The following is an 18,859-nucleotide window of genomic DNA, read 5'->3' on the forward strand; positions in this document are numbered from 1 at the left end:
GTAAAACCTTTCTCTCTTGTTTTATTTTCTTTCTTGTTTTGATTTTGTATATCCACTTTTTTCGTTGCCCATAATGAAAAATGCATGAGTTCGGAGCAAGGGGGAAAGTAAATGTTGTTTCAGTGGGGATTACAGAAAAAAAAGCAGGAAATTCAGGGGAAAGAAGGAAAAGATCAAAGCGGCCAAGCGCAGGATATTCCAGAGGAACCCATTCATTCACAACTAGAAATGAATATCGATATTGTCCGTCATACGACGGGAGACAGTCCTGATATTGTCATTCGTCGCTTTGATGTTGGCCATGAACGTACGATTCGCGCAGCTATGATTTTTGTCGATGGTCTTGTTGACGAAAAAAATGTGTGCCAATTTTTACTTGAACCTCTCATGACCGCGACGTTTCCAATTTCTTTATTGCCGGCAGACCTATTTATCTGGATGGAAAAGAAACTGGCCGCTGTCGGCGGGATTCGGCAAATTTCTCAATGGTCCGAGTTATTTACAGAACTAATGTCCGGAAGGACGATTATTCTCCTTGATGGAATTCCGTTGGCCTTATGCGCGAGCACAAAAGGGGGACAATATCGCCAAATTGAGGAGCCGCAAACACAAATAGCGATCCGCGGTTCTCGCGACGGGTTTACCGAATCGCTGCGCATCAATACCTCACTGATTCGCCGCCGCATTCAAAATCCAAATCTTTGGATGGAAACAATGAAAATCGGCAAAGTAACGCAAACAGACGTCGCCATTATGTACATAAAAGGAATCGCCAATGAGGAAATTGTACAAGAAGTAAAACAACGGCTTAACCGCATCAATATTGACAGTATTTTGGAATCTGGCTATATCGAACAATTAATTGAAGATCAAACATATACTACGTTTCCTACGGTATATCATACGGAACGGCCGGATACGGTTGCCGCAAATCTGTTAGAGGGAAGAGTCGCCATTTTTATGGAGGGAACTCCATTTGTCCTGGTTGTTCCAGCTGTGTTTATCCAATTTTTTCAGGCGGTCGAAGATTATTATTCCCGTTTTGATATTTCGACGGCACTTCGCTTTTTGCGTGTGCTTATTTTCTTTATTTCCTTAATTGCTCCTGCGTTGTATATTGCAGCGACAACATTTCACCAAGAAATGATCCCGACGCCGCTGGTTATTGCGATCGCTGCGCAACGGGAGGCAGTTCCATTTCCAGCGTTTGTCGAAGCATTGGTGATGGAAGTCACTTTCGAAATTTTGCGAGAAGCTGGGGTGCGTCTGCCGCGTGCGGTCGGTCATGCGGTATCGATCGTCGGCGCGCTTGTCATTGGACAGTCGGCAGTCGAGGCGGGATTTGTTTCTTCGGCGATGGTCATCGTTGTTTCGATTACAGCGGTGGCTAGTTTTGCAACGCCGGCAGTTGCGATTGCTATTTCTGCCCGCCTCATTCGGTTTTTGCTTATGGTTCTTGCGGCCATGTTTGGGTTTTACGGAATTATCATGGGAATTTTAGTGATGACCATTCACTTATGCAGCCTTCGTTCATTTGGTGTTCCATATATGTCGCCATTGGCTCCATCCATTCCAGCTAACATGGGTGATACGCTCTTCCGTGTGCCGACATGGGCGTTTAAAGATCGGCCGCATCTCATCAGCCAAAAAAATATTGAGCGCCAAGGGAACAATCAGAAGCCACAACCGCCTGGCTCGAATAGTTCAAACGATTCAAACAGGGGAGAAACGTCATGAAACGAATAATCGCAACGGTCGTTTCTATTTTGCTATGTGGAATCATCCTTGCGGGATGCTGGAGCAGAAAAGAGCTTACCGATTTGGCTTTTATCATCGCAGTTGGGTTGGATAAAACCAAAGATGGAAAATACATGATGATCTACCAAGTCGTCAACCCTGGAAATGTGGCCGGGGCAACGCAAAGAGGAGGAGGAAGCGGTGGAGTGCCGGTTTCTATTTATAAAGCAACAGGCAATAACCTTGTCGAGGCAAGCCGAAAAACATCGCAAAAGGTATCGCGGATTCCGTATTATGCCCATACGAACTTGGTAGTGATTGGGGAGGAGGTAGCCAGAGAAGGATTGGATGGGCTATTTGACGCGATGGAGCGCAACAGCCAGTTTCGCGCGACTTCCATGGTGGTCATTGCCCGCCATCATTCAGCGGAGGATGTATTAAAAATATTAACACCCATTGATAAAATTTCTGCCAATCAAATTATCAAAACATTGCAATTTTCAGAAAAAATGTGGGGGGAAACCATCAATATTCATGTAGGAGACATCATTAGAGATCTTTCTTCACAAGGAAAAGCTCCTGTTATTAGCGGTGTTGGAATTGAAGGGAACGTACGAAAAGGAAAACGTCAATTAAGCATACAAGCTTCCGAGCCGGATGCGCGCTTGTATGTAGATGGATTGGCGATGTTTAAAGACGGAAAACTTGTCGGATGGATTAATGGGGAAGCATCCCGCGGGGTGTTATGGGTATTAGATAAGATTAAACAAACCAATATCACAACAGGATGGAAAGGGAAAAAAGAGGCAATTAGCTATAAAGTAGATCGGTCCCAAACGAGTGTGGCCGCCCATATCAAAAATGGGAAGCCGTCTGTTTCCGTTCATATTCAGACAGAAGGAGACATCGGTGAAGTGCTGGTGCCTCTTGACTTAAACGATCCAAAGCAGCTTTTAATGCTGAAAACGGCGATAGAACAGGCCATAAAAAGGGAAGTCCTTGACGCCGTTGAAAGAGCAAAAGAAAAGAGGACAGATATTTTTGGATTTGGTCAAACCGTGTATCGTTCCTATCCACACGAATGGAGGAAAATAGCAAAAAATTGGAATGAATCATATTTCCCTTATTTGGAGGTCAATGTAAAAGTTGAGTCTTTTATCCGCCGGACGGGACTGCGGAATAAACCATATATATTTCAACAGCAAGGCGGGAAACTGGAATGGAAAAAGTAAAAATTAGCGCACGGCAATTGTTTGTGCTCATCATACTGTTTGAACATGGCAGTGCGCTCGTCATTCCGCTTGGAGTGCGGGCGAAGCAGGATGTGTGGCTGGCGATCTTGTTAGGAATGGTAGGCGGCATATTGCTGTTTTTGGTTTATTATCGCCTCTACCGTTATTATCCGGATATTCCCTTAACATCCTATGTGCAACACATTATCGGACCTTGGTTTGGCAAAGCGCTTGCGTTTGTGTATACCGTTTATTTTCTTTTTCTTGCCTCCCGGGTGCTCAGGGACTTCGGAGAGCTGCTTTTGACGTTTGCTTATCCGGAAACGCCTCTCTTTAGTTTAAATGCGATTATGATATTGACGGTGATGTATGGTGTGTATAAAGGCATTGAGGTATTAGCACGGACAGGGGAGCTGTTTTTGACGTTTCTTTATGTACTGGCAATCGGCGGGTTTATTTTGGTCATAAGTGCAGGGTTAGTGCATTTATATAACTTGGAGCCGGTACTGGCGGATGGCTGGAAGCCTGTGTGGAAAGTAGTGTTTACGGAAACACTTTATGTGCCGTTTGGGGAAATGATCGTATTTGCGATGATATTTCCGTATTTAAACAATCCGGAAAAAGCAAAACAAGCGACTATTATCGGTATGGGACTAAGCGGCATCAATTTAGCCATTACCATGGCGATTAATGTGGCGGTGCTTGGCCCAGAGCTTGTGTCCCGTTCGACGTTCCCGCTTTTAGACACGATCCGAAACATTCAAGTTGCTAATTTTTTGGAACGCCTCGATGTCTTTTTCATGATTGCCCTTATTATTGGCGGCTTTTTTAAAATCTCGCTCTTTTTTTATGCTGGAGTGGTAGGAGCGAGCGAGTTATTTGGAGTGCAAAATCATCACCGTCTCATTTATTCTCTTGGGTTCATTGTGTTGTTATTATCCGTTGCGATCGCTGACAATTATTCCGAACATATTAAGGAAGGATTACGGATTGTCACGGTCTATTTGCACTTGCCGCTGCAAGTTATTATTCCTATTTGTTTACTCGTGATTGCAGCTATTCGTCACCGTTATTTCAATCAGCAATCATGAAAATAGGAAAAAATGGCTATCTTTTTTTCCAAAGAAAAAGCAGGAAAAGGAGGGGGGGAAGCGAATTTAATAAATCAAAAAAGAAAACCTTTCCGTTTCGAAGCAATGGTTGCCTTGTGTTCAAAAGGTGACCTTTTATCATGAAGTGGGGCAATAATGAGAGATTACGATGAAAAAGGGTTGAACAATGGTGAAGCTAAATGTACAGGTGATCGGAAAAACGTTTAACCATCGTGCCAGTGGTGGAATGATCATTACTGACCGAAACCAATTAATTGTAGCGGTGAATGATGAGATAGCGGAACTGACCGGTTATGCTAAGGAGCAATTAATCGGCCAATCTATTCATATTCTTCTTGCCGATGAACGCATTGCTGAAAAGTGTGAATTGATTTGGGAAACTGTGTTAGAAAGCGGTTATTGGCAAGGGGAAATAGATCATTACGTGGACAATGGCCAAAAGCGCACAAAGATGTTAACAGTATATGCGCTTTCCGGCGCGACAGATGAATGTTACGTCTGGTGTTTTACCGATACGGAAACATCAGCTTCTTTGCCAGAATCGGAACAAATGTTGCGAGCCATATATCAAACTGCCCCGCTGGCCGTAATTCCGTTATGCAAAAATATGACGATAAAAGACTGGGGACATGCCGCTGAAGCGTTATTTGGCTGGAAGCGGGAGGAAGTCATTGGTCAAAGTTTATCTTCTCTGTTTTATGAGTACCCCCATCATGAGGTATTTTCCTATCCGTTAAAAGAGAAAAAAGCCGGGGAGTGCATGGTTAAGCGAAAGGACGGAACATTAATCGACGTTGCATATGCAGTCATTTCGGTGACCGATTCGGATGGAAACGTTACCGGATATATTGTGATGTTTGAAGATATTACAAGGCGGAGGCAAAAAGACATCGAGCACAAACGGCAAGTGGAGCTCGCGAAAAAAATTCAGCGAAGTTTATTAACGCCCCCGATCCAAAACAATGTAGTAACAATGGATGCGGTTTATATCCCGTCGGACGACTTATCTGGAGATATATATGCATGTTACCAAATTGATCGGGATCGTTATGGCGTCATTATTATTGACGTAATGGGGCATGGCATTTCTTCTTCGCTTGTCAGCATGCTGCTTCGCTCACTGCTGAGGGGACTGATTGTACGTGTCATCGATCCAGTGTATGTTGCTACCGAACTAGAGAAACATGTACAAAACTTGTTTCCAGATGAGGTAAATGAAATCCGCTATTTATTTTCCATGATTTATTTGGTGATTGATACGAAAAGGAAGCAGATCGAGTATACAAATGCCGGACACCCTGCCGGATTATTGGTTTCCGAGGACGGAGAAATCATTGAATTGGATAAGGGCGGATTGGCGATCGGCAGCCCGTTTTCTGTACCGTTTGAAAAAGAGGTGATTCATTACCGAAAGCGGACAAGACTATTTTTATATACCGATGGGATTTTAGATGAAATCGACTCCTCTATTTTACAAAGCATGAATAAAATTCGTACGTATACAAAAATGTACAGCCATTTATCAGACAAACAGTTTTTACATATGTTGATGGAAGAGGGAAAATCGTCGACAAGCCCTGTCGATGATATATGTTTGCTGTCTATTACAGTTCAGTGACAGGATAACTTCCAAATTAGCTGTATCAGTAGGTGCAAAACAATGTACGAAATAACGATGCAATGCAAAGCGACGGAGGAGGCCATTGATTTTTGCGATTTGCTGGCGAAGCAAATCGCCCGCTTCTTTTCCCTTCATGATCGCGATATGTTTGTCTTATCGGTCCATGAAGCAGTTGTCAATTCCATAAAGGCAGTAAAACAGCTGGGAAGAAAAATAGATGACGGTGCGTTGGTCGTATCCTGGCGAATTACAGAGGAAGAGGTAACGGTGACGGTAACCGATGAAGGCGGAGGGATTCCGATAAAAGAGATCGAACGATTGGGGCAGGAAAGCTTGGAAGATGTCTTGCTTGCCGAATCCGGGCGCGGTCTTTTACTGATCAAGGAAACGATGGATGTGGTGTCATTCGTGCCGCATGAAGGCGGCAAATGTGCGATCGTAATGAAAATGAGGAGAGGACAGAATGGATCGTCGGATATCCACTTTTGAATTAGTAACGGTATCGGTAGAAACGTATGCGAAAATATGGTTAAAAGGAAATTTGGTTTACCATACGCAACAGGCGGCAAGACAAAAGATGGAAATGGCATTAGCAGAAATAGACAGAAACATCGTCATAATGGACGTCAGTCAACTTCTTTTTATTGATAGTACAGGATTAGCGTTATTGATTCACTTTTTCAAAAAGGCGGTTTGCCAAAACAAACAAATTGCATTGGTCGTTTCCACTAATAAAACGGTAGAAAGGATATTGGCGATTGCAAAATTTGATAAATTGTTTCCGATTGTGGAGCGGGAAGAGGATCTCGCTCGGTTGCTGGCTTCGCTCACTAAAGAAATTGCCAGCCAGGAAATGTTGCTGAAAATATGGCAGAACCATTGTATACAAAATTGAAAATATACGGAAATCCAGTTGTATTCGTATAACACTCCCTCGTTCATTTACGGCCCGTCGTCTTTTTCCATAAAAGATCAAAAAATTGTAAAACGCTTTTTTGGCGAGTAGAATAAAAGTTACAAAAGCAGATAGCCACGAAGTCCATGGTTTGAGTTTTGGAATGAAGTGGAAAACGATGTTAAACCGGGCCGGCAGAGCGCTAAACACCAGTGAGATTTTGCCCATGATCCTTAACAGAACAAGATGGAGTGCCTGCACACAGGTGTAGGAAAACTCTTTAGTACGTCAGACCGCACCGACTTTAGTCGTGTGGAGGTTCAGATGATAGGCACGGGGGAGTGACAACATGCGGCAGATATTATTGTACTTAAAACCATATCGCAAATGGATGATCATCGCTTGGATGCTGATGCTTATTGAGCTGTTAGTGGAATTATGGCAGCCGCTGTTGATGGGAAAAATTATTGACGATGGAGTCATGAAACAAAACTTGTCTGTTGTTTGGACGTGGGGTGCGGTGATGATCGGCGCTTCACTTCTAGCGTTTGCATCGGGGATTGCCAACTCTTTTGCTGCCGCCTACGTCGGTCAAGAGTGTGGATTTTCGCTGCGAAAGCATCTATTCGAAAAAATTCAGTCCTTTTCGTTCGCCAATGTGGAACGGTTTTCGACCGCTTCGCTCATTACGAGACTGACAAATGATGTGACACAAGTGCAAAATATGGTATTTATGAGCTTGCGCATCGCCTTGCGTGCTCCGCTTCTTGTTGTGTTTAGCGTCGCGATGTCATTAATTGTTCATGTGCAGCTTGCGCTCATGTTCGTTGTTGCCGTTCCGATATTAGTGGCATTTTTGTTATGGATGATGAATAAAGCGGCCGCCTCATTTTCCATCGTCCAGCAAGCGCTCGACCGAGTCAATAGCGTGATGCGTGAAAATCTGGCGGGAATGCGTCTCATTAAAGCGTGGATGAGAGGAGTATACGAGCAAGAGCGGTTTATGACGGTGAACGAGTCATTAATGCAGCGGACGATGAACGTCTTGCGCTTAGTGGAAACCATTACGCCTGTATTGCTATTCGTAATGAATATGGCGATTATTGTTATTCTTTTTGTTGGACGAGTCGACATAAAAGCGGGGAGCGCCACAGCGGGTCAAGTTGTCGCTGTTGTCAATTATGCGACCCGTATTACGGCAGCGTTGTCGATGTTTACGTTTATTACGATGGCATTTTCACGTGCCAAAGCATCAGCAGGACGGATTGCGGATGTACTTCAAACGGAGGTGGAAATGAAAGACGGGCATGAGGGCGGCGCCGTGCCTATCCGGCAAGGAGAGATTCGGTTTGAGCGCGTGTCTTTTCGCTATCCGAACAGCCGCACTCTTGTGTTAAAAGATATTTCGTTTGTCGTCCGTCCGCACGAAACAGTGGCGATTTTAGGAGCGACCGGTTCAGGAAAGACGTCGCTGCTGCAGCTGATTCCCCGTTTATACGATCCGACCGATGGGCGGGTGTTGATCGATGGCGTTGATATTCGGCAAGTGAATCAAGAACAGCTGCGCACCGCAATTCGTTTTGTTCCGCAGGAAGTGCTGCTTTTTTCCGGCACGATCGCGGAAAATATTCGTTTTGGAAATGCCAACGCTTCTATGGAAGAAGTGATAAAAGCAGCGAAACACGCGCAAATTCATGATACGATTATGAGCTTTCCCGACGGGTACGAGACAGTGATCGGACAAAAAGGAGTGAACTTGTCGGGCGGACAAAAGCAGCGCCTGTCGATTGCCCGGGCGCTTGTCGGCCATCCGAAAATTTTGTTGCTCGATGATAGTACGAGCGCGCTTGATTTAAAAACGGAGGCAAAACTGCTCGAAGCGCTAAAAGAATATACGTGCACGACATTGATTGTTACGCAAAAAATCCGCACGGCAATGGAAGCCGATGTGATTTTCTTGCTAGAAGATGGCCAACTGCTCGCAAAAGGAAGCCATGATGAGCTGCTAGAAAAGAGCGAACTGTACCGAAAAATCGTCGAATCGCAGTTTGGAAAGAAGGGGCTTAACGATGTTACGACCACGGCATAGTACGCTGGCGACGATGGGCCAAAAACGGAAAGCGAGGGATAGTATTGGCACGTTAAAGCGGCTTTGGTCATTTGTTTCGCCGCAAAAAGGCTGGCTTTTGGCGGCAATAATAATAGTCATCATCAGTTCCGGCTTAAGCCTGCTTGGTCCATATGTCGTCGGGAAAGCGATTGATAGGTATATAGTTGAAAGGCGGACAGACGGCTTCTGGATGGTGCTTGCGCTTCTTCTTTTTATTTATGTCGCCCTGTCCGCCTCGACATTTTTGCAGAACTATTGGATGATCGGTGTCGCGCAAAAAACGGTTTATGCGATCCGCAAACAGCTGTTCCGCCATTTTCATGAACTGCCGATTTCGTTTTTTGATAAGCGCCAGCAAGGCGAATTGATGAGCCGCATCACCAATGACATTGATAATATGAGCCAAACGTTTAACAGCACGGCAATCCAGGTGATCTCGAGCGCGCTCACGCTTGCCGGGGCGATTGGCGTGATGGTTTGGCTTAGCCCGCTGCTTACGCTGGTGACCTTGCTGATCGTTCCGATGATGTATGCGGGGATGAAGTGGATCACGAACCGGACGCAAAAACGGTTTCGCGAGCAACAGCGCTGTTTAGGGGAAATGAACGGATTTATCGAAGAAGTCATCTCCGGACAAAAAGTGGTGAAAATGTTTTCGCAGGAGCGGAGAATGATCAACGACTTTTTGCAAAAAAACGAACAGTTAAAGCGCGCCGGTTTTTGGGCGCAGACGTATTCCGGCTTTATTCCGAAGCTGATGAACTTTTTAAACAACTTAAGTTTTGCACTGATTGCCGGCGTCGGCGGAGTTTTGGCGCTTAAAGGAATCATTTCGATTGGAGTCATTGTTGTCTTTGTCGAGTATGCCCGCCAGTTTACCCGTCCGCTCAATGATTTGGCCAACCAATGGAATACGCTGCTGTCCGCACTGGCCGGCGCGGAGCGGGTGTTTGAAATTTTAGATACGCCTAAAGAAGAATGGGATGAAACGGGAGCGATTTCTCTTGGACACCTGCAAGGGAAAGTCGAATTTGACCATGTCGTATTTTCTTATGATCAAAAACGCGATGCCCTTCGTGATGTCAGCTTTTCTGTCTCTCCTGGAGAAACGGTGGCGCTTGTTGGCCCGACCGGGGCAGGAAAAACGACGGTTTTGCAGCTGTTAACCCGTTTTTACGACCCTGACCGCGGCCATATTTTCATCGATGGGCATGATGGCCGTTCTATTAAGCGCGCAAACTTGCGCGCCCATATGGCATTTGTTTTGCAAGATACGTTTTTGTTTGAAGGAACGATTCGCGATAATATTCGTTACGGAAGGTTAGAGGCAAGCGATGAGGAAGTGGAGCAGGCGGCGAAATGGGCCAACGCCCATTCGTTTATTACAAAGCTGCCAAACGGTTATGATACGGTGTTAAAGCAAGATGGCAGCGGCATCAGTCAAGGTCAAAGACAGCTCTTGGCAATCGCCCGCGCGATGGTGGCAAACCCGTCGATTTTAATTTTAGATGAGGCGACAAGCAATATCGATACGGTGACTGAGATGAAAATTCAGGAGGCGCTCGAGCGACTGATGAAAGGGCGGACCTGTTTTGTCATTGCCCATCGGCTCAACACGGTGCAACATGCGGACCGCATTCTTGTGTTGAATGAAGGAAAAATTGTCGAACAAGGGACGCATGAATCACTGCTGAAGGCAAAAGGGTTTTACTATGAGTTGTACCATAGCCATCTGCAAAAAGAGGAAGTATCATAAAAACACCTTGTACACGCGTGTACAAGGTGTTTCTTTTTAAGAATTAGCGGCGGCGGAAATCCTTGCCGCAAACACATCGCGCCAGCTTTTCGATAAGGCGGGTTCGGCGAGGATTTTTCGCATCGCTTCCACATTTGTTTTTTCCATATAATAAATGTGATTGACATAGTCAATGGATAACCGGGACAGACTGCGTTCGACTAGTATCAGCGGATCGCCTTGCTGAATAACGCCTTCTTGCAGCACGCGAAAATAAAAGCCGGTTCGGCCCGTTTGCTGCACCACAAGCGGAAGGTCCGGCAGACCGTGCCGCTTGGCCAGCTTAAAGCATGGCTGTCTTGGCTGGGATACTTGAATGACGGCCGTTCCGACGGAAAAAATATCGCCGATATATACTTCCTTTTCCGTCAAACCTGCTAGTGTGAGGTTTTCGCCAAACGAACCGGGAAAAAATGGACGCTCATACCGTTTCGTCCATTTCGTAAAATGTTCCGACGGGTAAGCGCAAATCGCTTTGTCATACCCGCCGTGATGCACTAAGTCCGCCTGTCGATCTCCAGTAAAGTTGAGCTTCGTGACAAGAACTGGTTCCAATACCCGTTCTTTATAAATTCCCGTTGTCAACGGCTTTCCGCCGATCATCACCGTTTTTGGTGCGCCGACATTGACGGAAATCACTTTCATCTATTCCCTCTACCCCCCATAATTCTTCGGCAATTAACCGAAATGACGCCAGTTTATCTGCAAAATCATAGGTAATCGTTACAAGCATAATTTCTTCTGTTTCATAAGCCTCGCTGAGCCGAAACAGCTGTTCTTTTATTTGTTTTGGCGAACCGACGATCATCCGTTTGCGGTTTTCGATAACCCGTTTGCGCTCATACGGACTGTACGGGTAAGCCGTTGCTTTTTCCGGGCTTGGCGTGCCGTTGGACACCATGCCTTGTTCAATCATCAACAGCGATAAATCAAGGCTTGATGCCACCCATTCCGCTTTTTCTTCTGTTTCGGCGCAAATGGCGAACACAGCGACCATATTGCGCGGTTTATCTAAATATTTCGATGGCACAAACCGTTCACGGTACAATTTCGTATAATATTCCCCACCTTCGCCGTTAATAAATTGGGCAAACACATACGGCAACCCTTTTTGCGCGGCAAGGAGCGCGGAGGATGAGCTTGAGCCGAGCAGCCATACATCGGGAGCTGTCCGTACGTTCGGTGTCGCCTTTAGTCCGTGCAATGGATGTTCTTTCGGCAAGTCGTTATGTAAATAAGCAAGCAAATCATCAACCTGCTCTGGATAGCGGTCTATATCTCTTCGTTTTCCTTCTTGCAAGGCGATCGTCGCAATCGGCATGCCGCCAGGCGCTCTCCCGATCCCTAAGTCAACCCGGCCGGGATGAAGCCCTTCGAGCACTTTAAAGTTTTCTGCCACTTTATAAGCGCTATAATGCGGGAGCATTACTCCGCCTGATCCGATGCGGATGCGCGACGTTTTCGCGCCAATATGGCCAAGGAGCACTTCCGGAGATGAACCTGCAAGGCTGTTTGTATCATGATGCTCCGACACCCAAAAACGTTCATAGCCAAGCTCCTCGACAAATTGCGCGAGCCGGACAGTATTGGCGAGCGCTTCTTCCGCTGTCATCCCCTCCGCGATTGGGGATTGGTCTAACACGCTTAATTTAAGGCTCATGATAAAACATCCTTTCGCTATCGTGCTTCATGTTCCAAGAGGGATTAATTATTTCTTATTATGCCCCGCTAGGGGAAAATTGTCTATTGATTTGCCTGTAAGTAGGCAAGGATTTTTATGTTGAATCGATGCTGCTTTTCATTTTATTTCAGCGGTTGCAGCTAAAAAAGAAGAACACGCCCCGCTAGGCCGCTGTTGGGGCGCGCTGATTTATAAATGTACGAGCTCTTCTTCCCGCTCCGGTTGTTCTTTTGTTGCTTTCTTTCGTTCATGGCGTGAAAATAACGAACGCATCAGCTCCTTCATTGTGTCGACGATAAAGGAGCACCGTTCGTATAACGCTTCTTTTAAGCTATCGAGCTGGCGCGTCATTTTGTATTGTGTCGCTTCCTGTGCTTCCAGCCGCTTGATGACCGTTTCCTGAAACACGTGCTGCAGCTCCAATTTTTCAATTAATTTTTGGTATAGTTTCTCTTGCCCTTCTAAACGGGTGAGCAGCCCTTGATATAATTGTTCATACGCGGCGAGTTGCTGCGATAGTTTTTTTGTTGCCTCCTCTTGCAAAACAAGGGAGTCGTTAATGGCATGCTTGGCCGTTACGTCTTGTTCTATTCGTTCATTCCATCGTTCATATAGCTGTTGTTGCTGCTGGTGTTGGGCGGAAACGGAACGCTGCAGTTCTGCTAGTAAAGCGGAAAGTTCATTGTAAAGCCGCTGTTGTCCCTCTAATACTTGCTCGGTGGCGGACCGGCGGTAATAGAAAACAGAATGTGATGAAGCGGGAGGGGTTCCTTCATAGACGCGCGGAGTCAATTTCTTGTTCGTATAAATGAAAGACATGCCCGACACTCCTTTCCATCTGTAAATACCTATGTGACATCATATGCAGCTATTCTTATTTCGGTTAGGCACCAAGTTTGTGATGCCGTCTCATGCTTTGGTATAATAAAATAAATAGAAAATTTGGAAAGGATGTGGATGTATGCCAGCAGTCGAGTCCAATATGTTTCCATTAGGGCAAAAAGCGCCGTCGTTTGAACTAGTGAACGTAGTTGATGGCAAAACCGTCCGTTTGGAAGACGTAAAATCGGATGTTGCAACGGTGATTATGTTTATTTGCAATCATTGTCCGTTTGTGAAACACGTGCAGCATGAACTTGTCCGTCTTGCCAACGATTATCAGCCAAAAGGAGTCACGTTTATCGCCATCAATTCGAACGATGTGGAAAAATATCCGGAAGACTCGCCGGAAAATATGAAAAAAGTAGCCGAAGAATTAGGCTATCCGTTCCCATATTTGTTTGACGAAACGCAAGAGGTGGCAAAAGCGTACCAAGCGGCGTGCACGCCGGACTTCTATATCTTTGACCGCGACTTAAAATGCGTATACCGCGGCCAGCTTGACGATTCACGGCCAAACAATGGCATTCCGGTTACAGGGGAATCGATTCGCGCGGCATTAGACGCATTATTGAATGGCGAGCCAGTGCCGGAAAAACAAAAACCAAGCATTGGTTGCAGCATCAAATGGAAGGAATAATTTCCATCATTTCTTGACTTTCTTTTGCGCATCCAGTATTATTAACAAAGCACCATTTCGTTCGTCGTATAAAGGATCATCATAAGTCGTGCCTTGCGAATAGGGGGCCTGCTTATATGTTCCCTTGCTTGCGCAAGCGCACGGCTTTTTCTTTATAGCGGTAGCGATGGTCAATACTTATTTTTGGAGGAATCACAATGAGTACAGGAAAAGTAAAATGGTTTAATGCGGAAAAAGGGTATGGGTTTATCGAAAAGGATGGCGGCGGCGATGTTTTCGTTCATTTTACCGCTATTGAGGGTGAAGGGTTTAAAACGTTAGAAGAAGGGCAATTCGTTACATTTGATGTTGTCGAAGGAAATCGCGGTCCGCAAGCGGCAAACGTACGTAAAGCGTAAGGAGGGAATAAGGTGATATCGCTTCTGGCGGTATCACTTTTTTTTACGGCAGGCGGCTCATTTCGGAACGGACAAATTCACACTGGCGCAGCTTCGGAGCTGCAAGGATGGATGAGAGGCAGGGCTTCCATTGTTTTTGTCTTGTTGTATGATAGAGATGTAGATATATCCCGCTTATAGTTTTCATAAATTTTATTATGTAAACAAAAAGGGGAGAAAGAAATGAGGCCGCTGCTATACCGTGTGTTTGTGTATGGAACGTTGTTAGTGGGGGAAGCAAACCATTTTGTCGCCGCTCCTTATATCCGCGATATTCAGCCGGGAAAAGTGAAAGGGCGCTTATATGACGTCGGGGCATACCCCGCGCTCGTTGTCGAAGAAGAAGGCGAAGTAATCGGCGAATGGTTTACCGTAACGGAAGAAGGGCTGCAAGCGATGGATGAGCTCGAAGAATATGAAGAAGGGGGCCGACATAACGAATACGAGCGGGTTTGGATTAAAGATTTGGAACAGCCGATCGAAGGGTATGTATATATATACCTAAAAAGTAAAGCGGCGCACCTTCCGCTCATTCCGTCGGGGTCATGGCGGCATCGGCATACGAACTAGCGGCGTATGAGAAAGTAGGTGTTTTTATTGAACGAAATCAATAATACATCGCTTTTTGTCATATGGCTGTTTATTCTTGTCCCGGTATTTATATCATACCGGCAGTCATTAAAATTAGAAAAAGACATTATTTGGTCTTCATTGCGCGGATTTGTTCAATTATTAATATTAGGATATTGCATTTCCTATCTTTTTTCTTTAAAAAAATGGTATGTTATTATTGGTTATGTGCTATTGATGGTGGCTGTTGCTTCGTTCAACGTTTCGAAGCGGGGAAACGATGCAAAACGTACGTTTTTTCTTGTCTTTTTCAGCATGATTGTTTCTGTTGGGATTCCAATTATGTTATGGCTAATTTGCCGCATTATTCCATTTCAAGCTCGATACATTATCCCAGTTGCTGGAATGTTTTCAGGAACAGCGATGGTTGCCTCAAGCGTCGTATTAGAAACGATGAAACGGGAACAACGTAACAATATAAAACAGCACGCCATCAAAATTGCAATGATTCCAACGATTGATTCCTTAAAAACAATGGGGCTTGTACAAATTCCCGGAACAATGACGGGAATGATCTTGGCCGGAGCAGATCCATTTGCTGCAGTCAAATATCAAATTTTTATCGTATTTACCCTTCTTGTTGTCGCGGCCATTTCGGCGATTGCCGTTTGCTTTCTCAATTATCAAGCGTTCTATCAAACTAACGATTACTGAGAAGGTGATCATAACAAATTCTCTTGATAATGGCTGCATATGTCTATCACGGCGGCTGTCTAAAAGGGTGTTGATGAATCCTCCTTTATAGGCAGCTGCCCTTTTTATTAACGAAATCGCATAAATATACAGATATATCACTATTTATAGTTCGATTTTGGCAGTTCTTTGAAAACGTTTTCTAGTTAGTGTTATAAAAATACAGAAAAATTAATAAAAAAAGTATTGCCAAATACGCGCTCCTTCCCTATAATAAAGACATGTTATAAAAATAAACGCCAGAATGTGAGGTAATGTAACATGTCAAAGGTGATGGTTTCTCCTACAAGCGATCGGGAAGCAGTGCTTGAACAAATCAAAGAAATAATCAAGCAAAAACATGTCGAGCTTTTGCATCTGCAATTTGTCGACATCGAAGGAATTTTGAAACACGTTACGGTGACGGCGGAGCAGCTTGATGATGTTGTGGAAGGAAAAATCATGTTTGACGGTTCCTCAATTAAAGGGTTTTCTCCCATCAACAAATCCGATCTCTATCTTCTACCTGACTTAAACACATTTGCCGTATTGCCTTGGACAGTAGAGGAAGGATATTCCGAAGCCCGTTTCCTTTGTTCTGTTCTCAATCCTGATGGAACGCTGTTTGAAGGGGATCCACGCAACGTTTTAAAGAAAACAATTGAGCGTGCCGCGGAAAAAGGATATACGATTTCTGTCGGCCCAGAATTGGAATTCTTTTTATTCAAAGCGGACGAAAACGGAAACCCGACGACAGAACTCCATGATAGCGGCGGATATTTCGAACCGTCTCCAAAGGACCTTGGCGAGCGCGTTCGTTTAGAAATTTACCGCGCGTTGAAGGCGATGGGCTTTACGATCGAAGCATCCCATCACGAAGTTGCGGAAGGACAGCATGAAATCAACTTCAAATATGCTGATGTGTTAGGGGCGGCAGACAATGCAACTACATATAAGTGGGTCGTAAAAACGATCGCCAATAAATATGGACTGCACGCCACGTTTATGCCAAAGCCGGTGTTCGGCATTAATGGCTCCGGTATGCATGTGAACATGTCGCTATTTAAAGACGGCGAAAATGCGTTTTTTGATCCAAGTGATGAAAACCAATTATCAGAAACGGCCTATCGATTTATCGCTGGCTTGCTCGCGCATGTCAAAAGCTTTGCCGCCGTTACAAATCCGCTAGTAAACTCGTACAAACGGCTTGTTCCGGGATATGAGGCGCCTTGTTATATCGCGTGGTCGGCATCAAACCGTTCGGCGTTAATCCGCATCCCAGCCAAACGTGGCATGGCGACCCGCGTCGAGCTCCGTAGTCCAGATCCATCGGCCAACCCTTACCTTGCGTTTGCCATCATTGCCGCCGCTGGTTTGGACGGAGTGGAAAAAGGCTTGCAAGCTCCGGCGCCGATTGACGAAGATATTTTCCATATGACAGAAGAGCGCCGCGCTCTGCTTGGCATTGAAAATCTGCCGGCGAGCTTAGGAGCGGCAGTGGAAGAATTCGCAAACGGCACAATCGGACGCGAAACGTTCGGGGAACACGTGTTTCAGGAATACGTCGCTATGAAAAAAGCAGAGTGGGACAGCTACCGCACCGCTGTGCACGCTTGGGAAATTGAACAATATCAAGCGAAGTTTTAAACAGAAAAGGGGCACGGAAAAGATTGCTCTATCAGTCTTTTCCAGTGCCCTTTTTTGTGAATAATGAAATATAGCGTTGAATCTAACGTTGCGTGATGCTGTATGCTCTGCTTAGAAGGTGAAAACGCTTTGTATAAAGCAAAGAAGTAGCAGATATCGCGGATGTGAGTGTACGGACGCAAGAGCATCCACAGAAATACGCCAAGGAAGCGCGAGAGAAATATGGCGCTGATATGGTTGAACAGGTAAAACGGTGAACGTCGGCATACAGGAAGGAAGATTGGGCAACGATAAAAGCAAAGATGGATGATATTTACGGAAAAATTACCGCTCGCAAGGCATACGGACCGGACGACGAGCAGATGCAGAGGCGGTAGTGGAATGGAGACATTTATGATTGCACCTTTGACATTTTCCGCCGACTTGGCGGCTTATATGTCAACGATGAGCGTTTTACGAAATGTATTGACCGCTATCAAATGGGGCTAGCTGCATTTTTGCGTGAGGCGATGCTGTATGCTGCGATCGTCAGATGAATAAAAATGCATGATAAAATTCTATTGGTTAGATAAAACGGGGTTCAGATGATGAATCTAAACTCTATTTTATTTTTTGTAATTCGAAGTTGACAACTATGAATACTTGGTATTAATGTATTAATTAATAAAAATATTCGACCATTTCAGACGGAGGGGATGAAATGAAAAAGTTAATCGTGTTTGTGATTGTTGGATTTATCGCGCAGCTTATTGACGGTTCACTCGGAATGGCGTATGGGGTTACGTCAACAACGCTGTTGCTTGCGTTCGGGATTGCCCCGGCGGTCGCTTCCGCCTCGGTGCATTTAGCGGAAGTGGTCACAACCGCAGCTTCGGGCGCATCACATATTAAATTTGGAAATGTCGACCGCGACATGCTGGTCAAATTGATTATTCCCGGCTCGCTTGGCGCGTTTGTCGGAGCCTGCTTTTTAAGCAATCTTCCAGGGGATTTCATTAAACCATATGTTTCTCTATTTTTGTTAGCGCTTGGGGTTTATATCATATATCGGTTTTTATTTCTATCCGCCCGCCAAGATCCGCAGCCGCCAAAGAAATTTTCGAATAAGCAACTTGTTCCTCTTGGTTTAGTGGCTGGTTTTCTCGATGCGACTGGCGGAGGAGGATGGGGCCCGATTTCCACACCGGTTCTTCTCGCGAATAAAGGAATAGAGGCGAGAAAAGTGATAGGAACAGTCGATACGTCGGAGTTTGCCATTGCTTTATCCGCTACCATTGGATTTGTCATTTCGTTAGGCTGGGAACAAGTCAACTGGTTTTGGGTAGGAACGCTGATGTTAGGGGGAATCATCGCTGCTCCGATTGCGGCGTGGCTCGTTCGCAAGCTGCCATCCCATTTGCTTGGGGTATTAGTCGGGGGATTAATCATTTTTACTAATGTTCGCACCTTGCTTCATGCGTGGGGAGCTCCCGACAGCTGGTATCCAGCCGTATACGGCGCTATCGTGCTCGGTTGGGCGGTTTCGATATGGTTGGCGGTTCGCAATCATCGGAGAGTATCGCTATCTAATGATCTTGCGTCATAAAAATAAACGAAAGTACATGTCACAGATTGGAAAAATGGGGCGGATGGATAGAGGATATAAGGGTTCTGTAACCTTGATGCTGGGATTGAGAAACAGCGGAACAGCCTGTTCATCAGGCATATCAAGTATATCTCCTATCCGACAGCATGGACGTAACGCACTGGGCGGTAGAAATTTAACGATTAA

General features: G+C 45.3%; 19 protein-coding genes. 16 read left to right on the forward strand and 3 right to left on the reverse strand.

Annotated features, from left to right (window positions below; translation table 11 throughout):
- The first annotated feature begins 111 nt into the window (after window positions 1-111).
- From GCA01S_RS11640 to GCA01S_RS11675, 8 genes are all read left to right on the forward strand, one after another.
- On the forward strand, window positions 112-1,737 hold the full coding sequence (locus GCA01S_RS11640) for a spore germination protein (protein ID WP_042410156.1): 1,626 nt from the start codon (window positions 112-114) through the stop codon (window positions 1,735-1,737).
- Window positions 1,734-2,969, forward strand: a complete 1,236-nt coding sequence (locus GCA01S_RS11645; protein ID WP_017436699.1) for a Ger(x)C family spore germination protein — start codon at window positions 1,734-1,736, stop codon at window positions 2,967-2,969. Before GCA01S_RS11640 ends, GCA01S_RS11645 begins: the two co-directional genes overlap by 4 nt.
- Entirely contained in the window at window positions 2,957-4,060 is a 1,104-nt protein-coding gene (locus GCA01S_RS11650) for a GerAB/ArcD/ProY family transporter (protein WP_042410159.1), read from the forward strand. Before GCA01S_RS11645 ends, GCA01S_RS11650 begins: the two co-directional genes overlap by 13 nt.
- Window positions 4,061-4,247: 187 nt before the next feature.
- Window positions 4,248-5,699 carry a SpoIIE family protein phosphatase gene (locus GCA01S_RS11655; RefSeq protein ID WP_042410163.1) on the forward strand — a complete coding sequence of 484 codons (1,452 nt, stop codon included), beginning with the start codon at window positions 4,248-4,250 and terminating at the stop codon, window positions 5,697-5,699.
- Between the two features lie 42 nt (window positions 5,700-5,741).
- Window positions 5,742-6,191 carry an ATP-binding protein gene (locus GCA01S_RS11660; protein ID WP_017436695.1) on the forward strand — a complete coding sequence of 150 codons (450 nt, stop codon included), beginning with the start codon at window positions 5,742-5,744 and terminating at the stop codon, window positions 6,189-6,191.
- Entirely contained in the window at window positions 6,166-6,597 is a 432-nt protein-coding gene (locus GCA01S_RS11665) for an anti-sigma factor antagonist (protein WP_042410167.1), read from the forward strand. The genes GCA01S_RS11660 and GCA01S_RS11665 overlap by 26 nt, the downstream gene beginning before the upstream one ends.
- A 349-nt stretch (window positions 6,598-6,946) precedes the next feature.
- Complete coding sequence (locus GCA01S_RS11670) at window positions 6,947-8,686, forward strand: ABC transporter ATP-binding protein (RefSeq protein ID WP_042410168.1); 1,740 nt, start codon at window positions 6,947-6,949, stop codon at window positions 8,684-8,686.
- Window positions 8,667-10,463: an ABC transporter ATP-binding protein gene (locus tag GCA01S_RS11675; protein WP_042410172.1), complete on the forward strand. Its 1,797-nt coding sequence runs from the start codon at window positions 8,667-8,669 to the stop codon at window positions 10,461-10,463. The genes GCA01S_RS11670 and GCA01S_RS11675 overlap by 20 nt, the downstream gene beginning before the upstream one ends.
- Window positions 10,464-10,499: 36 nt before the next feature.
- Here GCA01S_RS11675 and GCA01S_RS11680 read toward each other — a convergent pair whose 3' ends face one another.
- From GCA01S_RS11680 to GCA01S_RS11690, 3 genes are all read right to left on the reverse strand, one after another.
- Complete coding sequence (locus GCA01S_RS11680; RefSeq protein WP_042410174.1) at window positions 10,500-11,147, reverse strand: MOSC domain-containing protein; 648 nt, start codon at window positions 11,145-11,147, stop codon at window positions 10,500-10,502.
- Window positions 11,068-12,162 (reverse strand): LLM class flavin-dependent oxidoreductase, encoded by a 1,095-nt coding sequence (locus GCA01S_RS11685; protein WP_017436690.1) that lies wholly within the window; start codon window positions 12,160-12,162, stop codon window positions 11,068-11,070. The genes GCA01S_RS11680 and GCA01S_RS11685 overlap by 80 nt, the downstream gene beginning before the upstream one ends.
- A gap of 210 nt (window positions 12,163-12,372) precedes the next feature.
- Window positions 12,373-13,002: a hypothetical protein gene (locus GCA01S_RS11690; RefSeq protein WP_052510040.1), complete on the reverse strand. Its 630-nt coding sequence runs from the start codon at window positions 13,000-13,002 to the stop codon at window positions 12,373-12,375.
- A 142-nt stretch (window positions 13,003-13,144) separates the two neighbouring features.
- On the opposite strand from GCA01S_RS11690, the gene GCA01S_RS11695 reads away from it, so the two are divergent.
- The 8 genes from GCA01S_RS11695 (at window position 13,145) to GCA01S_RS11720 (ending at window position 18,673) form a co-directional block, all read left to right on the forward strand.
- Window positions 13,145-13,702 (forward strand): thioredoxin family protein, encoded by a 558-nt coding sequence (locus GCA01S_RS11695; RefSeq protein ID WP_042410177.1) that lies wholly within the window; start codon window positions 13,145-13,147, stop codon window positions 13,700-13,702.
- Between the two features lie 197 nt (window positions 13,703-13,899).
- Complete coding sequence (locus GCA01S_RS11700; protein WP_017436688.1) at window positions 13,900-14,100, forward strand: cold-shock protein; 201 nt, start codon at window positions 13,900-13,902, stop codon at window positions 14,098-14,100.
- Between the two features lie 12 nt (window positions 14,101-14,112).
- The gene (locus tag GCA01S_RS20150; RefSeq protein WP_017436687.1) at window positions 14,113-14,280 is read left to right on the forward strand and encodes a hypothetical protein; all 168 of its coding nucleotides are present in this window, start codon (window positions 14,113-14,115) and stop codon (window positions 14,278-14,280) included.
- A gap of 42 nt (window positions 14,281-14,322) precedes the next feature.
- The gene (locus tag GCA01S_RS11705; protein ID WP_017436686.1) at window positions 14,323-14,709 is read left to right on the forward strand and encodes a gamma-glutamylcyclotransferase family protein; all 387 of its coding nucleotides are present in this window, start codon (window positions 14,323-14,325) and stop codon (window positions 14,707-14,709) included.
- Window positions 14,710-14,736: 27 nt separating this feature from the next.
- Window positions 14,737-15,423 carry an ABC transporter permease gene (locus GCA01S_RS11710; RefSeq protein ID WP_235605536.1) on the forward strand — a complete coding sequence of 229 codons (687 nt, stop codon included), beginning with the start codon at window positions 14,737-14,739 and terminating at the stop codon, window positions 15,421-15,423.
- A 300-nt stretch (window positions 15,424-15,723) separates the two neighbouring features.
- Complete coding sequence (locus GCA01S_RS11715; RefSeq protein WP_042410178.1) at window positions 15,724-17,088, forward strand: glutamine synthetase family protein; 1,365 nt, start codon at window positions 15,724-15,726, stop codon at window positions 17,086-17,088.
- Window positions 17,089-17,498: 410 nt separating this feature from the next.
- On the forward strand, window positions 17,499-17,624 hold the full coding sequence (locus GCA01S_RS21330; protein WP_369492344.1) for a TipAS antibiotic-recognition domain-containing protein: 126 nt from the start codon (window positions 17,499-17,501) through the stop codon (window positions 17,622-17,624).
- A 164-nt stretch (window positions 17,625-17,788) separates the two neighbouring features.
- Entirely contained in the window at window positions 17,789-18,673 is an 885-nt protein-coding gene (locus GCA01S_RS11720; RefSeq protein WP_017436682.1) for a sulfite exporter TauE/SafE family protein, read from the forward strand.
- Window positions 18,674-18,859 lie beyond the last annotated feature (186 nt).

This window comes from Parageobacillus caldoxylosilyticus NBRC 107762 (assembly GCF_000632715.1).
GTDB lineage: Bacteria > Bacillota > Bacilli > Bacillales > Anoxybacillaceae > Saccharococcus > Saccharococcus caldoxylosilyticus.

Coding starts and splice junctions, on each gene's coding strand:
- GCA01S_RS11720 (WP_017436682.1), top strand. CDS start 17,789: ATGAAAAAGTTAATCGTGTTTGTGATTGTTGGATTTATCGCGCAGCTT.
- GCA01S_RS11685 (WP_017436690.1), bottom strand. CDS start 12,162: ATGAGCCTTAAATTAAGCGTGTTAGACCAATCCCCAATCGCGGAGGGG.
- GCA01S_RS11660 (WP_017436695.1), top strand. CDS start 5,742: ATGTACGAAATAACGATGCAATGCAAAGCGACGGAGGAGGCCATTGAT.
- GCA01S_RS11645 (WP_017436699.1), top strand. CDS start 1,734: ATGAAACGAATAATCGCAACGGTCGTTTCTATTTTGCTATGTGGAATC.
- GCA01S_RS11665 (WP_042410167.1), top strand. CDS start 6,166: ATGGATCGTCGGATATCCACTTTTGAATTAGTAACGGTATCGGTAGAA.
- GCA01S_RS11655 (WP_042410163.1), top strand. CDS start 4,248: ATGGTGAAGCTAAATGTACAGGTGATCGGAAAAACGTTTAACCATCGT.
- GCA01S_RS11680 (WP_042410174.1), bottom strand. CDS start 11,147: ATGAAAGTGATTTCCGTCAATGTCGGCGCACCAAAAACGGTGATGATC.
- GCA01S_RS11705 (WP_017436686.1), top strand. CDS start 14,323: ATGAGGCCGCTGCTATACCGTGTGTTTGTGTATGGAACGTTGTTAGTG.
- GCA01S_RS11650 (WP_042410159.1), top strand. CDS start 2,957: ATGGAAAAAGTAAAAATTAGCGCACGGCAATTGTTTGTGCTCATCATA.
- GCA01S_RS11690 (WP_052510040.1), bottom strand. CDS start 13,002: ATGTCTTTCATTTATACGAACAAGAAATTGACTCCGCGCGTCTATGAA.
- GCA01S_RS11640 (WP_042410156.1), top strand. CDS start 112: ATGTTGTTTCAGTGGGGATTACAGAAAAAAAAGCAGGAAATTCAGGGG.
- GCA01S_RS11670 (WP_042410168.1), top strand. CDS start 6,947: ATGCGGCAGATATTATTGTACTTAAAACCATATCGCAAATGGATGATC.
- GCA01S_RS11700 (WP_017436688.1), top strand. CDS start 13,900: ATGAGTACAGGAAAAGTAAAATGGTTTAATGCGGAAAAAGGGTATGGG.
- GCA01S_RS11695 (WP_042410177.1), top strand. CDS start 13,145: ATGCCAGCAGTCGAGTCCAATATGTTTCCATTAGGGCAAAAAGCGCCG.
- GCA01S_RS11715 (WP_042410178.1), top strand. CDS start 15,724: ATGTCAAAGGTGATGGTTTCTCCTACAAGCGATCGGGAAGCAGTGCTT.
- GCA01S_RS11675 (WP_042410172.1), top strand. CDS start 8,667: ATGTTACGACCACGGCATAGTACGCTGGCGACGATGGGCCAAAAACGG.